General features: G+C 68.6%; 12 protein-coding genes. 11 read left to right on the top strand and 1 reads right to left on the bottom strand.

The genetic code is table 11. The features are described 5' to 3' along the window. Position 1: 1 nt before the first annotated feature. The 9 genes from bcsA to MHZ35_RS13105 all read left to right on the top strand — a co-directional run bounded on the left by bcsA (position 2) and on the right by MHZ35_RS13105 (position 13412). The gene (gene bcsA / locus MHZ35_RS13065) at positions 2-4354 is read left to right on the top strand and encodes a UDP-forming cellulose synthase catalytic subunit (RefSeq protein WP_239436052.1); all 4353 of its coding nucleotides are present in this window, start codon (positions 2-4) and stop codon (positions 4352-4354) included. Then, complete coding sequence (locus MHZ35_RS13070; RefSeq protein WP_239436053.1) at positions 4354-7761, top strand: cellulose biosynthesis protein BcsC; 3408 nt, start codon at positions 4354-4356, stop codon at positions 7759-7761. Before bcsA ends, MHZ35_RS13070 begins: the two co-directional genes overlap by 1 nt. Then, positions 7758-8222 carry a cellulose biosynthesis protein BcsD gene (gene bcsD, locus MHZ35_RS13075; RefSeq protein WP_239436054.1) on the top strand — a complete coding sequence of 155 codons (465 nt, stop codon included), beginning with the start codon at positions 7758-7760 and terminating at the stop codon, positions 8220-8222. Before MHZ35_RS13070 ends, bcsD begins: the two co-directional genes overlap by 4 nt. Beyond that, the gene (locus tag MHZ35_RS13080; protein WP_239436055.1) at positions 8212-9273 is read left to right on the top strand and encodes a glycosyl hydrolase family 8; all 1062 of its coding nucleotides are present in this window, start codon (positions 8212-8214) and stop codon (positions 9271-9273) included. Before bcsD ends, MHZ35_RS13080 begins: the two co-directional genes overlap by 11 nt. 156 nt (positions 9274-9429) lie before the next feature. Beyond that, the gene (locus tag MHZ35_RS13085) at positions 9430-10770 is read left to right on the top strand and encodes a dicarboxylate/amino acid:cation symporter (protein WP_239436056.1); all 1341 of its coding nucleotides are present in this window, start codon (positions 9430-9432) and stop codon (positions 10768-10770) included. A 133-nt stretch (positions 10771-10903) separates the two neighbouring features. Continuing rightward, positions 10904-11584, top strand: coding sequence for an RBBP9/YdeN family alpha/beta hydrolase (locus MHZ35_RS13090; RefSeq protein ID WP_239436057.1), 681 nt, complete (start codon positions 10904-10906; stop codon positions 11582-11584). A 73-nt stretch (positions 11585-11657) separates the two neighbouring features. Then, positions 11658-12245 (top strand): alpha/beta hydrolase, encoded by a 588-nt coding sequence (locus MHZ35_RS13095; protein WP_239436058.1) that lies wholly within the window; start codon positions 11658-11660, stop codon positions 12243-12245. Between the two features lie 89 nt (positions 12246-12334). Next, positions 12335-13156: a glycoside hydrolase family 16 protein gene (locus MHZ35_RS13100; protein ID WP_239436059.1), complete on the top strand. Its 822-nt coding sequence runs from the start codon at positions 12335-12337 to the stop codon at positions 13154-13156. A gap of 49 nt (positions 13157-13205) precedes the next feature. Further along, complete coding sequence (locus tag MHZ35_RS13105) at positions 13206-13412, top strand: hypothetical protein (protein WP_125962088.1); 207 nt, start codon at positions 13206-13208, stop codon at positions 13410-13412. Positions 13413-13549: 137 nt separating this feature from the next. Here MHZ35_RS13105 and pip read toward each other — a convergent pair whose 3' ends face one another. After that, the gene (gene pip / locus MHZ35_RS13110) at positions 13550-14506 is read right to left on the bottom strand and encodes a prolyl aminopeptidase (protein WP_239436060.1); all 957 of its coding nucleotides are present in this window, start codon (positions 14504-14506) and stop codon (positions 13550-13552) included. A 102-nt stretch (positions 14507-14608) separates the two neighbouring features. On the opposite strand from pip, the gene smpB reads away from it, so the two are divergent. Next, positions 14609-15091 (top strand): SsrA-binding protein SmpB, encoded by a 483-nt coding sequence (smpB, locus tag MHZ35_RS13115; protein ID WP_132884226.1) that lies wholly within the window; start codon positions 14609-14611, stop codon positions 15089-15091. A gap of 56 nt (positions 15092-15147) precedes the next feature. Then, on the top strand, positions 15148-15678 hold the full coding sequence (locus MHZ35_RS13120; RefSeq protein ID WP_239436061.1) for a DUF2062 domain-containing protein: 531 nt from the start codon (positions 15148-15150) through the stop codon (positions 15676-15678). The last annotated feature ends 55 nt before the right edge of the window (positions 15679-15733 follow it).

Raw genomic sequence — 15733 nt, forward strand, 5'->3', positions numbered from 1 at the left:
GATGACGGAGCCCGCCTCGCCGATGTCGCGCGTGGCGCGCGTGCTGATCGCGATACCCGTCCTGATGGCGGTCGTCGCGGTGCTTCTGATTCCGCTCGATTTCCGCACCCAATGGATCTTCGCGGGCACCACCATCATCGGGGCGCTGCTGATCGGGCGCAACAAGTCCCGTCGTGGCACCCTTGCGATCGCCGCGCTCTCGTTGCTGATGTCGACGCGCTACCTGATCTGGCGGACGACGACGACGCTGGAGTTCGACTCCATACCGGAAATGCTGCTGGGCACCGGCCTCTACCTGGCCGAGCTCTATGCCTGGGTGATCCTGGTGCTCGGCTTCCTGCAGACCAGCTGGCCGCTCGACCGCCCGGTGATCGAGATCGAGGGGACGCCGGACACCTGGCCGATGGTCGATCTCTACATCCCGACCTACAATGAGAGCCTCGAGATCGTCCGCAACACCGCGTACGCGGCGATGGACATGGACTATCCGCGGGAACGCTTCCGCGTGTTCATCCTGGATGACGGGCGTCGCCCGGAGTTCCGGGCGATGGCCCGCCAGGTCGGCTGCGGCTATCTTACCCGCACGGACAATCTCCACGCCAAGGCGGGCAACATGAACGCCGCGCTCCGCAAGACGGAGGGTGAGCTGATCGCGATCTTCGACTGCGACCATGTGCCGACCCGCGCCTTTCTCCAGCTGACGGTCGGCTGGTTCCAAAAGGATCCGAAGCTCGCGTTGCTGCAGACGCCGCACCACTTCTATTCGCCCGATCCCGTGCAGCGGAACCTGGCGGGGGCAGGCGACATGCCGGGGGAGGGCGACCTCTTCTACGGCGCCGTCCAGCGCGGCAACGATCTTTGGAACGCGACCTTCTTTTGCGGCTCGTGCGCGATCATCCGCCGCGAGGCGCTGATGCAGACCAACGGCTTCGCCGGCGAGACGGTGACCGAGGATGCGCATACCGCGCTCAAGCTGCAGCGCATGGGCTGGAACACCGCCTACATCGCCGCGCGGCTGTCAGCCGGCCTGGCGACCGAGCGCCTGGTGCTGCACATCGGCCAGCGCATCCGCTGGGCGCGCGGCATGACGCAGATCATGCGCATCGACAATCCGCTGCTCGGGCGCGGCCTGAACTGGCAGCAGCGGCTTTGCTACATCAACGCGATGCTGCACTTCCAGTTTCCGTTGCCGCGGATCGTGTTCCTGACGTCCCCGCTCGCCTATCTGCTTGCCGGCGCCAACATCATCCACGCCTCGGCCGGGCTGATCTTTGCCTATGCAGCACCGCACCTGTTCCTGGCGATGCAGTCGAGCGAGCGCATCCAGGGCGGCGAGCGCCGTCCGTTCTGGGGCGAGATCTACGAGACGCTGCTCGCGTTCCACCTCGTCAAGCCCACGGTCTACACGCTGTTCCGCCCGCACGAGGGCAAGTTCAACGTCACGGACAAGGGCAGTCTGCTCGACCGGACCTATTTCGACTTCGCGACGGTCAAGCCGCACCTGATCACGATCGGCCTGCTGCTGTTCGGCATCGCCTTCGGCTTTGCGCGGCGGCTTCTGTTCCCGGGCGAGTTCGATGTGCAGCTTGACACGCTTTTCCTCAACACCGCCTGGGCGATGTTCAGCGTGGTCATCCTGCTGGCGGCCGTTTCGGTGGCACGCGAGCGGCGCCAGACGCGCCAGCACATCCGCTTGCCGGTGAAGCTGCCGGTGACCGTATACCTCGACGATGGCTATGTGCTCGACGGGACCACCAAGGACGTGTCGCTGGGCGGCCTGTCGCTGACGCTGCCTGAAGGCGTGTCGCTGACCGGGCGGACCGTGACCGACGTGGCCCTGCCGATGGGAGACGACATGCTGACACTGCCGGTGGAGACGATGCGGACGCGTGGATCCAATGCCTTTCTTCGTTTCCCCGAGCTCTCGCCCGATCTTGTCCGCCTGCTGGTGCGGTCGGTGATGGGCCGCGCCGACGCCTGGCAGCCCGCCGGTCCGCACCCGACCGTCTCCGGCTTTCGTTCGCTTGCGCACATCACGGCGATCGGCATCGGCACGCTCGGCAACATCTTTCGCCGGGAGCCGAAGAACGTGGCGACTGGCACCCCGGCGCCGATCAAGGCCGCTGCGGCCTTGGCACTCACCGTTCTCGGTGCGGCGATGCTGCGTCCGGACGCCGCCCACGCACAAGTCGCGCCGGAGACCGCCGGGGCGGCGGTCGCTCCGGCTGCCGATGGGACCGGTCGCCAGATCCGCCTGACGCTGCGCGACCTGCAGCAGCGCCAGCCGATCCGTCTGGGCAGCACCCATGGTGAAATCGGCATTCCGTTCGGCGTGCGCTCCGACGCGGTCGTCACTTCTGCGACGATGACGCTGACCTTCGCCTATTCGCCCGCGCTGCTCGGCGACCTCAGCCAGATGGTGGTGCTGGTCAATGGCGAGACGGTTCGCACCATCCCGCTGGTGCGGGAGACCGCAGGCGGCACCCAGCTGACCTTCCCGGTCGATCCGGCGCTGTTCCTGCCGGGGGACAATCGCCTGAACCTGCGATTCCTGGGCCATTATGCCCGCGACTGCGAGGACCCGTTCCACAGCTCGCTGTGGGCGAACATCAGCAACACGCGGACCTATCTGGACCTTTCCGTCCAGCCGCTGCCGCTCGACCCCAATCTTTCCCGCTGGCCGGCGCCGTTCGTCGATCGCGCCGATCCGCGTGCGCTCAACCTGCCGTTCGTGTTCCTGAGCACGCCAACGGCCGGCGAATTGGAGGCGGCGTCCGCGCTCGCCTCCTGGTTCGGCAGCCTGGCCAGCTACCGCGGCTTCTCCTTCCCGCCGCGGTACAACCAGCTGCCGCGCGGCAACGCGGTGCTGTTCCTGACCAACGCGCGCCGGATGGGCAACTTCGGCGGCAACATCCAGGGGCCGTCCGCCTCCGTCGTCCGCAATCCGGCCGATCCCTCCGGCACGCTGCTGCTGGTGATGGGCCGCGACGACCGCGAGCTGAAGCAGGCGGCGGCGGCGCTGGCGCTCAGCCGCGGGCTTGCGGGTGGAACGAGCGCGTCCTTCGCGGGCGTCCGTATCCCGTCGATGCCGCGCTACAGCGCGCCGCGCTGGCTGCGGACCGACCGTCCGGTGGAACTCGGCGAGTTCACCCAAGCCTATGCGCTGCAGGGGCAGGGGCTGCCGCCCGGACCGCTCACGACGTCGTTCCGCGTCGCGCCCGATCTGTTCTTCTGGCCGCGGCAGGGCGGCGACCTGCGCCTGCACTACCGCTACCCGGGCGCTCCCTGGCTCGATCGCCGCGCCTCGCGGCTCGATATCTCGATCAACAACCAATATCTCGGCACGGAGCCGTTGCGCGGCGCGTCCTGGTGGCGGCGGTTGATGGGTGACGATGCGGCGGAGTCCTACACGTCCACCGCAGACATCGTGCTGCCCGACTATAACCTGTTCGGCCAGAACCAGCTGATCCTGGACTATAACCTGATCGTTGCCGACAAGAAGCGGTGCGAAGGCACGCTTCCGGACAATGTGCGGGTCAGCATCCTGCCGGACAGCACGATCGATCTTGGCCACGCCTATCACGCCATCCGGATGCCGGACCTCGCGACCTTCGCGGGCGCGGGCTATCCGTTCACCATCCGACCGGACCTGGGCGAGACGGTGGTCATGGTGGGTCCCAACCCGGCACCTGCGACGGTGGAAGCGCTGCTGGCGGTGATGGGTCGCCTGGGCGATTCCACCGGCGCCGCCGCGACCCAGGTGACGGTGGTAACCGACGGCTCGGCCGATCGCGCGACGGGCAAGAACGTGCTCGTCGTCGGCGACATGAAGCTCGCAGCCGGTTCGCTCTTCGCCGACGCGCCCGTCCACTATGAGAACGGCCGTCTGCAGGTGCGCAAGCGGAACCCGATCATGCGCGCGGTCCAGTTTGTCTCCCCCGACAGCCGCGATGCGGAGGAGTCGGTGGGAGAGGCGCTCTACAGCAGCGACAACTTCAGCGGCATCGTGAGCTTCCAGTCGCCGTTCGACAGCGATCGCACCGTGGTGGCGCTGCTGGCGACCGATCCGCTGAACCTGCCCCAGATGGTCGCGGGCCTGGCTGACGTGAAGATCAATGCGGCGGTCCAGGGCGATCTCTCGATCTTCACGGGCGACGACATGGCCAGCTTCGCGGTCGGCGATCGCTACTGGGTCGGTGCGCTGCCGTTCTGGATGAAGGCAGCCTATTGGACGAGCCAGCGTACCTGGCTACTGGCGCTTTCCGGCATCCTGGCGGCGATCCTGTTGTCCTGGCCCGCCTATTTCCTGCTCAAGCGACAGGAGCGCAAGCGGCTCCAAGCGGTGGAAAAGTGATGCGAACCCGATCCTTGCAGTGGCTGCTGAGCGGCGCCGTCATCGTCACGATGGCTCCTCCCGTGGCGGCACAGGCGCAGGCGGATGCCGTGCCGGCACTGCTGCGCCAGGCGAAATACTGGGAAGGCCGCGGCCGCCGCGACTTGGCCGTCCAGGCGTACCGCCGCGTCCTCGCGATCGACCCCAACAACGCCACGGCAAAGCGCGGCATGGCGGGGCCGACAGCAGCGCCTGCTCCCGCACCGGCACCGGCCAAGCCGGCTGCCGCCCGTCCGCAGCCCAAGTCCCAGCCCCAGCAGCCCGCAGCGCGGCCCGCTTCGGCTCCCGCGGCTCCTGCGGCGCCCCGCCGCCAGGCAGCGCCCGCGCCCTCCCGCGATCCCGGCGGCGATGCCCGCGCGGCCGGGTTCACCGCGCTCGACGACGGCAACCTCGAGCGCGCGGAAACGCTGTTCCGCAGCGCGCTCAAGCGCTCGCCGAACGATGGCGACGCGCTGGGTGGCCTCGGCCTGGTCGAGCTCCGGCGCGAACGCTTTGCGGAGGCGCGCGACCTGCTACAGCGCGCCTCGCGCCGCGGTACCGGCAACCGCTGGGCGGAGGCACTCCAGTCGGCGAGCTTCTTTGCGGATCTGCGTGCGGCGCAGGCCGACTTCGATGCGGGCCGCGTCGCAGAGGCGCAGGCAACGGCCGAGCGCCTGTCGCGCAGCGACAATCCCGCCGCGCAGACCGCAACCGAACTGCTTGCCCGCATCTACCAGCAGCAGGGTCGCTATGCGGACGCCGCCAATCTCTACACCCAGGCCGCCCGCGCGAGCGGGGGCGCCCAGGTGGGTGCATTGCGGGTAAGCGCGATCCGTGCCCAGGCACAGGCGGAGGTGGCCGCCGGCCGTCCGGGCCAGGCGCAGCAGCTATACGACCGCGCCATTTCGCTCGACCCGAACGATCCCTGGCTACGCTACGACTATGCCCGGTTCCTGCGCGACCAGCGCCGGCCGATGGACGCGACCACGATCATCAGCCCGCTCGCGCAGTCGGCCGCGCCGGAGTCGCTCTATGCCGCGGCGCTGTTTGCGCAGCAGTCCGGCCAGCTGGGCGCGGCCGAAACGCTGATGGCGCGCATCCCGGAAGGGTCGCGTACCGAGGAGATGAACGGCTTCGTGCTCGGGCTGCGTGCCGAAGCCGCCGTCACGCGCGCCCGGGCGCTGGGTGCGCAGGGGCAGCAGCAGGCCGCACTGCAGTCGCTCCGCCAGATCGCCGACATGCCCAACCTGCCGGCGGCGCAGACCGCCACCATCGCGACCGCGTTGTTCGAGCTTGGCGACACCCAGACCGCCTCCGTGCTGGCGCAGCGTGCCGCCGGCATGCCGGTGGCCTCTGCCGAGGCCTATGATCCGATCGTCCGGGTGCTGGCCGCCACCGGCCAGGACATGGCGGCCGAGGAAGCGCTCTCCCGTGCGACCCAACTCGCCGGCGGCACGGCGCAGGGGATGCAAACCGTGGCGACGCTGCGCTCCGCGGTGGCCGTCGCACGCGCCGACCGCCTGCGTCTCGCGGGCCAATATGCCCCGGCCTTCGACGTCCTGCAGCAGGCATGGGCCGCGACGCCCGGCGACACCGACGTGCTCGCCTCCCTGGGGCGGCTCTACCAGACCGGGGGGCTCAACGCTCAGGCGGCGCAGACCTATCGCATGATCCTGGCGAAGGACCCGAACAATCGCGATGCGCTGATCGGCTTTGCCGAGACCGCATCGTCGGCCGGCGAGCACGGCGCCGCGCGCGAGGCGGCCCGGCAGGCGATCCGCGTCGCGCCCAGCGACTATCGCACCTATCTGGCGGCAGCGCGCATCGAGCAGGCGCGCGGAGACGACGGCGCCGCGCGCAAATATCTCCAGCAGGCGCGGACCCTCTATGTGGGACAGGCGGGGGCCGGCGGCGCCAATCCCTTCGCCGGCAATCCGTTCGCGCAGATGGCGCAGCCGGCGGTTGCGACCAATCCCTTTGCCCCCGTCGCCTCCGGCAGCAATCCGTTCGCCTTCGGCGCCGGCGGCGTCCAGACCGCGTCTGCGGCGCCGATGGGGCTCGCGCCCGTCGGTGGGGCGCCCGTGTCGCCCTTTGCCACCTCGCCCCGATCGGACGGCTACGCCGCTCCCTATCCGGCGGCTGGCGCTGCGGCGGCACCACAGGGCTGGATGCCCGGCGCTCCCGGTTCCCCCGGCTCGGCACCCCAGATGGCGGCGCAAGGCGGCGATCCGGTGCTTCAGGGAATCGAAGCCGACATGCGTCGGCTCGCCGCCAGCAGCGCTCCGCGCGCGGACGTCACCACCGGCTTCCGCGACCGCTCGGGTGAAACCGGACTCAGCTCGCTCAAGGAACTGAGCGGCACCGCCAAGGTCTCGACCGGCTTCGCCGGTGGTCGCCTAGGCGTGCAGGCACAGGCGGTCGTGCTCGATGCCGGCCGTCCGACCGGCTCCGGACTTGCCCGCTTCGGGCGCAACGGCACGGCCGAAGCGCAAGGTATTGTGGCGGAGCAGCCGTCGCAATTGACGCAAGCGGCCACTCAGCACGACGCGGGCGTTGCCGTGGCCGCTACTTACGAGGGGGATCTCGTCCAGGCCGACGTGGGCACCACGCCCCTCGGCTTCGCCAAGCGCCATGCTGCGGGTGGTGTCGCAATGACGCCGCGATTCTCGCCGGAAGCGAGCGGGCGGATCTGGGCCGAGCGCCGACCGGTCACGGACAGCATCGTTTCCTATGCCGGCACGATCGATCCCGTGACCGGGGATTTCTGGGGCGCCGTGATGCGCACCGGCGGCGGCGGTTCGCTGTCGTGGGATCGCGACGGCACCGGCGCCTATGTGGATGGCGCCTGGCACCATTATGACGGCACCGGCGTGCGCGACAACCATTCCATGCAGTTCAACGCCGGCGGCTACACGCGCGCCTACCGGGATACGCGTTCTTCGCTGACCGTCGGGATCAATGCCAATTACCAGGCGTTCGGGAACAATCAGAACTACTTCAGCTATGGGCACGGCGGCTATTTCAGCCCGCAGAGCTTCTTCAGCGTGAGCTTCCCGGTGCGTTTCGCGATGAACACCAACGGCTTCGAGATCAGCGCCAATGCGGCGCCCGGCTATCAGAGCTACGAGCAGGACGCGGCGCCGCTGTATCCGACCGATCCGGGGGCGCAGACGGTTCTGGACCAGCTGAAGGCCCAGAACACCGACGTCCGGGCGAGCTACGACAGCCTCAGCGATACCGGCTTCGGCCTCGCCGCAGGGGCGTCGGTCTACTACGGGCTCGCCGGCAGCACCCGCGTGGGTGGTGACATCAATGTTAACACTTTTGGCCAATACAACGAAGTGCGTACCTCGGTAGGTATCAAACAGACGTTGGGAGGCGACAAGTGAGCAAGCCGATGCTGATGCCTTGGCGGCTTGATCCGTCAGAAACCGGGCTTCAGCCGCCGGTCATGCTCGCCTGCCACATGGTGGACGAGGCGTGGGAGGTAGCGGAGCCCGAGCAGGCGCAAGCGTTCTTCCGTGCCATCGGCGCCCGCATCGCGCGTGCCTATCCGCTGGGCGAGGCGCAGTCCAACGACGAGATCTTTGCTGCCATGAACGCCTTCTGGGCCGAAAGCGGTTGGGGCCGGGTGGTGCTGCGCTTTGCCGAAGGCGGGCTGCAGATCCTCCATTCGGAGTTGCCGCCGGCGCCGCACGGTATGGATGAGGGCCGCTGGCACGACACCGCGGTGGCCGTGCTCGCCGGCATCTACGATCATTGGCTCGGCCAGCTCGGCGGCAGCGCGAGCATCCGCACGCGTGTCCTCGGTTCCAGCGAACGGAGCGTGGAATTCTTCTATGGTGCTTGACCGACGCGCACTGCTGCTCGGTGCCGGCAGCAGCTTCGTCGTCGCATGCTCGGGGCGCGCGGCGGACAATGGCCACGACACCGCCGGCAATGCCGCGGTACCGCGCAAAACATCCCCGGTGACAGGCGGCAACCCCGCCCTGATCCCATCGCTCTGGACCGGCTTCAAGGGCAGCTTCGTGCAGCCGGACGGCCGGGTGATCGACACCGGCAACAACGGCGTCAGCCACACGGAAGGGCAGGGCTATGCGCTCGTCCTTTCCGCCACGGCAGGCGACCGCGACGCCTTCGACCGTATTCTCGCCTGGACGGAAAAGACGCTGACGCGCAGCAGCGACCCGCTCTATTCCTGGCGCTACGACCCCAATGCCGCCCAGCCCGTGGGCGATCCGAACAACGCCACCGACGGCGACATGCTGATCGCCTGGGGGCTGATGATCGGTGCAGACCGTTGGCGCGAGCGTTTCCTGGCGGAGCGGGCCGCGGCCATCCGCAACGCGCTGCACGACACCATGCTGCGGCAGGTCGGGAACGACCTCTTCCTGGTTCCTGGCGGCACCGGGTTCGAGCAGCAGGGCCGGCTGACGCTCAACCCTTCCTATTACGTGTGGCCCGCGCTCGAACGGTTCCGGGCGGCCGACGGCGACAAGAAGTGGGATGCCGTCATCAAGGGCGGGGAGGTGCTGATCGCCCGCGCGCGCTTCGGCCAGCATGCCCTGCCCACCGACTGGGTGGACGTGACGCCGGACGGCAGCATGTCGCCGGCTGCGGGGCGTGATCCGCGCTTCGGCTTCGACGCGGTACGCGTGCCGCTCTACCTCGCAATGGCGGGTCGCGGTGCCAAGGCGGACGCGATCGCGCGCTTCTGGCGCGGCTATGGCGCCGGGCCAATTCCCGCGTGGATCGATGTCCGCACCGGGCAGAACGCACCCTTTGCCCTATCGAGCGGCGCGATGGTGGGCGTACGCCGCCTGCTCGGCCAGCCGCTGCCGGCGCCGACCCCGCAGGCCGATTATTACGCCAGCGTCCTGCAGGCACTCGCCTATCTCTAGGCCGTAGTGCCTGCCGTCGTTCAGGACTTTGACCGGAAAGCCGGCGATACGCTGCGCATGCTGATGCCCCTGCCGTAATCCCGAGTGGGCGCCAGCTTTTCCGTCCAGCAGAAAAGCTACGTTGGGATGTCTCCTGGCGAACCCCAGATCGGGTTCATGACCCAGGTTTCTGCAAGCGGCAGCGCGGTTCGCTTACCTTCGTTCGGCGTTCAAGTTCTCCTCGGCATGGTGGCGGGCGTTTTGCTCGGCTTGCTCGCACGCTCGATTCCGGGCGGGGACGCCAATTGGCTTGCGCAGACGCTGCACACGGTGGGGCAGAGTTTCGTCCAGCTTCTAAAAGCGCTGGTGCCGCCGCTGGTGTTCACCGCCATCGTCGGCTCGATCGCCGCGCTGCGCGAGTTGCGCAACGCGGCCCGTCTGGTGGTAGAGACGCTGGTCTGGTTCGCGATCACCGCGGCCATCGCGGTGACGATCGGGATCGTGCTGGGCATCGTGATCCAGCCGGGTCTCCATGCGGGCGTGGATCAGGCAGCGGCCGCGGTGCCGGCGACCACCGGCAGCTGGGTCGATTTCCTGAAGGGGCTGATCCCTGCAAACTTCCTCGGCATCGGCGCCACCACGACCCAGGCCGACGCGAAGCTGTCGACCACCCTGTCGTTCAACGTGCTCCAGATCATCGTCGCGGCGATTGCAGTGGGTGCGGCTGCGGTCCGGATCGGTGCGGCGGGCGAGCCGTTCCTGGCGTTCAACGCATCGGCGCTCCAGATCTTTCGGCGGCTGCTGCGCTGGGTAATCGCGCTGACGCCGATCGGCACCGCCGCGCTCATCGGCGATGCCGCGGTCCGCTACGGCTGGGGCACGCTGTCGAGCCTTGGGTCCTTTACCGGTGCGATCTACCTCGGCCTCGCGCTCGTCCTGCTCGTCGTCTACCCGCTGCTGCTGGCGGCGCACGGGCTCAGCCCGCTGCGGTTCTTCGCGTCGGCCTGGCCCGCGATCCAGCTCGGCTTCGTGTCGCGCTCGTCGGTCGGCACGCTGCCCTTGACCGAGGAAGTGACGGAGCGGTCGCTCGGCGTGCCGCGCGCCTACACGTCCTTCGCCGTCCCGCTTGCCGCGACGACCAAGATGGACGGGTGCGCGGCCATCTACCCGGCCATCTCGGCAATCTTCGTCGCGCAGTTCTTCGGCGTACCGCTTCACTTCGCCGACTATCTGCTGATCGTGTTCGTCTCGGTGCTCGGCTCTGCCGCCACCGCCGGCATGACGGGTGCGACGGTGATGCTCACGCTCACGCTTTCCACGCTCGGGCTGCCGCTCGATGGCGTGGGACTGCTGCTCGCAATCGATCCGATTCTGGACATGGGGCGCACCGCGGTGAATGTTGCCGGGCAGGCGCTGGTGCCGACGATCGTCGCCAAGCGCGCCGGGATGCTCGACTTGGCACGCTACCATGCCGGCGGCGCTGCGGACCTCCAGCCGCGACAGGCGCTTTCCGCCTGACGGGCACATCGTTGGCCGCACGGCAAGGCCGTTCGGGCGCAGCTTGATTGTCTAGCTACATAGTAGGATTATCTTCGAACTGGCTGGCGGGCGTGATAGTCAAAGGGTTCTTCTCGGAACCAGGAGAAGCACGATGGCGAGTTCCTCTTCGAACGAAGCACTGCATCCGACGATCTTGACGGTGCCGGGCCTGAACGGATCGGGTCCCTCCCACTGGCAGACGCTGTGGGAGCAGCGCCGCCCCGATACGGTGCGCGTCGATCTCGGCATGTGGCACACCCCGCATCGCAACAGCTGGGTCACCAAGCTGGACCAGGCGATCCGCCGGGCGGAGGCGCCGGTGGTGCTGGCCGCGCACAGCCTGGGCTGCATTGCGGTCGCCTGGTGGGCGGAGCTTTCGCCGCAACTGCCGGACGGCCCCGTCGTCGGCGCGCTGCTGGTGGCACCTGCGGACGTCGATCGGCCGGAGGCGCCTGCCGAGGTGAAGGGCTTTGCCACGACGCCGCGCCCGCGGCTGCCGTTTCCCTCGATCGTGGTCGCTTCCCGGGACGATCCATGGATCACCCTGGAGCGTGCGCGCGGCCTTGCCGCGGACTGGGGCAGCGAGTTCATCGATGCCGGGGAGCGCGGCCACCTGAACGCCGACAGCGGCCTGGGCGACTGGCGCGCGGGACAGGAACTGCTCGACGGCGTCCTCCTCGAAAGCTTCGAAGCGGGCGGGCACGGGACCGCCCCAACGGAAGCGCGCAGCCTGGTCGCACGCGAGGTACGGCGCCGCGCGGGCTTCGGCGGCTTGGAAGCACACGGGGCGTGAGCTCGGCGTCGGGGAAGTAAGCAAGGCGGCGAGGGATCGCGACCGCCGTATAAAACAGGGAAGGGAGCTGCCTATGACCAGTCTGGCGATGTGGCGAGAGGATCTCTCCGTCATCACGCTTTCGGACCCGCAGGACCCGCTGCCCGCCTGGCGGAAGCTGGGATGGCCGGCCGAAGGCGCGCGGCATCTGAGCGGGGGCTTCGCGACGCGGTCCGACCGGGCACGCTGGGCGGCCAAGCTGGACCGCGCCGTAACCGAGTCGGACCGGTCGGTCCTGCTGATCGCCAGCGGCCTCAGCTGCTTCGCCGTCGGCTGGTGGGCGAAACTGTCGCCCGCCAACTATGCCGCGCGGGTGGCGGGCGCGCTGCTGTTCGCGCCGGGCGAAGCGCGGGAGGACCTGCGAGGCCGCTTCGCCGCGCCCCGGATCGCGATGCCCTTCTCCTCACTGGTGATCGACGACGCGATCGACGAGAAGGATGCGGAGCTGCAGCGCATCGCTTCCGACTGGGGCAGCGGCCTCGTGCGCACCCGGGAACGGAGCGCACCCGCCGGCGGCTCCTGGCGGCAGGCACAGCGCCTGTTCCGGCGCTTCACCACTGCGGTCGTCGAGCATGACGTGCAGCGCGCGCGGGCGCTTCGCGGATTCGGCGCGGGCGAGTAGACGGTCGGCATCCGCTTCCCAGTCTCTCCGGTAGCGCCTAGGATCTCCGCATCCGGCGGCTGGAGACCGGGAAGGCGGAGGAGATGCCGATGCAATGGATGCTGCTCGCGGTGCAGGCGGCGACGCTGGGGGCCACCAACTATGCCGTGGACGCCCCGATGGCGCCGCCCGCGGCTCCGGCCAGTTTCGCAGACGAATTCGCGGCCAAGAAGGTGGACCGAAGCATCTGGCGGTTCGACACCTCCCGTAACGCCGCCGGCTGGTACAACAACGAGAAGCAATATTACGCGGCCGACCGGCCGGAAAACACCCGCATCGAAGACGGCGTGCTTGTGATCGAAGCGCGGCGGGAGCCGCTCTCCAAGGCGAAGTTCCCCGATTGGGGCGGGCAGGCGTACAGCTCCGCCAAGCTCGTGACCCGCCAGACGCTCGGCTATGGCTTCTACGAGGTGCGCGCCAAGCTCCCCTGCGGCCGCGGCGCCTGGCCCGCCATCTGGATGGTTCCGGAGGACGCCTCCTGGCCCGCCGGTGGCGAGATCGACATCATGGAGATGGTCGGCTGGGACCCGAACGTCATCCATGCGACCCTTCACAGCGGCGCCTTCAACCATCGCCTCGGCACGCAGCGCGGCGCGCAGAAGCAGGTGGCGACCGCGTGCACCGCCTTCCACAACTACCAGCTCGACTGGAAGCCGGATTCGATCACAATCGGCGTCGACGGTCGTGCCTATATGCGGGTTGCGAACGACCAGCCGGGCGGGGCAGCGGCATGGCCGTTCACCAGGCCCTATCCGCTGATCCTGAACCTTGCCGTCGGCGGCGACTGGGGCGGGGCGAAGGGCATCGACGACCCCAGCTTCCCGCAGCGTATGTCGGTGGATTATGTCCGCTACTGGAAGCACGGCGACTGATCGCACGGCGGCTGGACATCGGTAGGATGGCGCCGCTATCGGCCCGGCGATGGGTATCATCGCAACGATCATGAACACGACCACCGGCCAGCCGATCCAGCGGATGAGCTTCGGCCGCATGCCGAAGCCATGGGCTTCCTTCACGCTGGAGACGGGCGAGCTCGTCACCGCGGACCGCGTCGAAGTGGGCAAGCCCGCGCCGGGCAAGGTGGTGGTGCCCGTCTCCGTCTGGGTAACGCCGAAGAAGTCGGGCTGAGCGGCCGCGAGCGATACTGTACCCCGGCGAAGGCCGGGGCCCTGTCGGGAAGGCTTCTGAAAGGGGGCGCGACCCGACCTAGACCATCGCACCTGGGCCCCGGCATTCGCCGGGGTACTAAGAAGAGTGGAGAGCGTTTACTCCGTCGCGTACCGGTCGGTCGCGCGGACGAGCTGGTCCAGGATCCCCGGCTCGCTCCACGCGTGACCGGCACCTTCCACCAGCCGGAAGTCCGCCTCCGGCCACGCCTGGTGCAGCGCCCATGCGGTGCGCGGCGGGCAGACGATGTCGTAGCGCCCGTGCACGATTGTGCCCGGGATGTCGCGGAGCCGGTGCGCGTCCCGGATCAGCTGGTCCTCTTCCAGCCATCCGTGATGCACGAAATAGTGATTCTCGATCCGCGCGAAGGCGAGGGCGAAGTGCGGGTCTTCGAACCCGGCGCTCAGCTTCGGATCAGGTAGCAGCGTGATCGTCCGCCCTTCCCACAGGCTCCACGCCTTGGCCGCCTCGATCCGCGCCTCTGCGTCGTCGCCCACCAGCCGCCGGCGGTACGCGCCCCGCATGTCCTCGCGCTCGGCTTCCGGTATCGGCGCCTGGAACGCTTCCCAATAGTCCGGGAACACCTCGGACGCGCCGAACTGGTAGTACCAGTGCAGTTCGGGCTCGGTCAGCGTGAAGATGCCGCGCAGCACCAGCTCGCTCACCCGCTCCGGGTGTGTCTCGGCATAGGCAAGCGAAAGGGTAGAGCCCCAGGAGCCGCCGAACACCAGCCAGCGCTCCACGCCGACGTGGCGGCGCAGCCGTTCGATGTCGGCGACCAGGTGCCAGGTGGTGTTCGCCTCCAGCGAGGCGTGCGGGGTCGAGCGTCCGCAGCCGCGCTGGTCGAACAGCAGGACGTCGTAGCGCGCCGGATCGAACAGGCGCCGTACATCGGCGGAAATGCCGCCGCCGGGGCCGCCGTGCAGGAACACCGCGGGCTTGGCACCCGGCGTGCCGCACCGTTCGTAATAGATGCTGTGCCCGTCGCCGACGTCGAGCATGCCGGTCTCGCATGGTTCGATCGGCGGGTAGAGGCTGCGCAGCGGTTCGGTCATGCCCCGTTCTTGCAGTTGCGCGGCCGCGCCGTCCAGCGGCGTGCACATGGCACCGTCGAGTACCTTTCCTCGCGCGATGCGAGCGCCTATGTCCGGCCTCCCATGGCCCGACCCAGACCAGCCACCTTCGACAAGCGCAAGACCGTCGCCGAGAACCGGCGCGCACGCTTCGACTATTTCATCGAGACCACCTACGAGGCTGGCATCGCGCTCACCGGCACCGAGGTGAAGTCGCTTCGCTTCGGCGAGGGCTCGATCGCCGAAAGCTATGCCGAGGTGAAGGACGAGGAGGTCTGGCTGATCAACGCCAACATCCCCGAGTTCAGCCACGGCAACCGCTTCAACCATGAGCCGAAGCGCCCCCGCAAGCTGCTGCTCAACATGCGTGAGATCAACAAGATGCACGGCGCCGTCGCGCGCGAGGGCATGACGCTGGTCCCGCTGTCGATCTACTTCAACAGTCGCGGCCGGGCGAAGGTGGAGCTGGCGCTCGCCAAGGGCAAGAAGGCGCACGACAAGCGCGACACCATCAAGGAACGCGACTGGAAGCGCGAGCAGCAGCGCCTGCTGCGCGATCGCGGCTGACGCGCTTGCACGACAAGCAGCTCGGCGTCCGCATCTTGCGGTGGGCGGCGGCGAACATGCCGACGCGCGAGAGCATGGGCGAGAACCGCTGGCTGCGGCCGGTGGCGCATCGCGTGCTCGCGCCGGAGCTTTGGCGTTTCACCCGGCGTTCGGTGCCGCGCGGCGTCGCGCTTGGCATCGTCACCGGCATTCTGGTGCCCATGGGCCAGATTCCGGCCTCCGCCGTGCTGGCGCTGCCGCTTCGGGCGAACATCCCGGCCGCGGCGCTCACCACCTTCTTCACCAATCCGATCACGACACCGCCGCTGTGGGTGGCAGCTTATTGGGTCGGGGCCTGGCTGCTGCGGTTCGATGCGAAGGTGCCCGGCCAACCGCTTGCCACCCACGCGCAGGTCAATGTCGGCTGGCTCGACTGGCTGCTGGTCGATGCCGGCCCCGCGACGCTCGTGGGCCTGCTGTTCTTCTCTCTGCTGGGGGCCCTGGTCGGCTATTTCGGCAGTGCGTTCGGGTGGCGCTTGTGGATCGGGCGAAAGTGGCGCCGCCGCCATCGCCGCTCCGCACGACACGAGGATACGTCTTTGAATTGACGGGCGATCCCCGCCCACTAAGACAGCCGCATTCCACCCAGTGTGAAGGACACAT

It is taken from the genome of Sphingomonas sp. ACRSK (assembly GCF_022346685.1).
GTDB lineage: Bacteria > Pseudomonadota > Alphaproteobacteria > Sphingomonadales > Sphingomonadaceae > Sphingomonas > Sphingomonas molluscorum.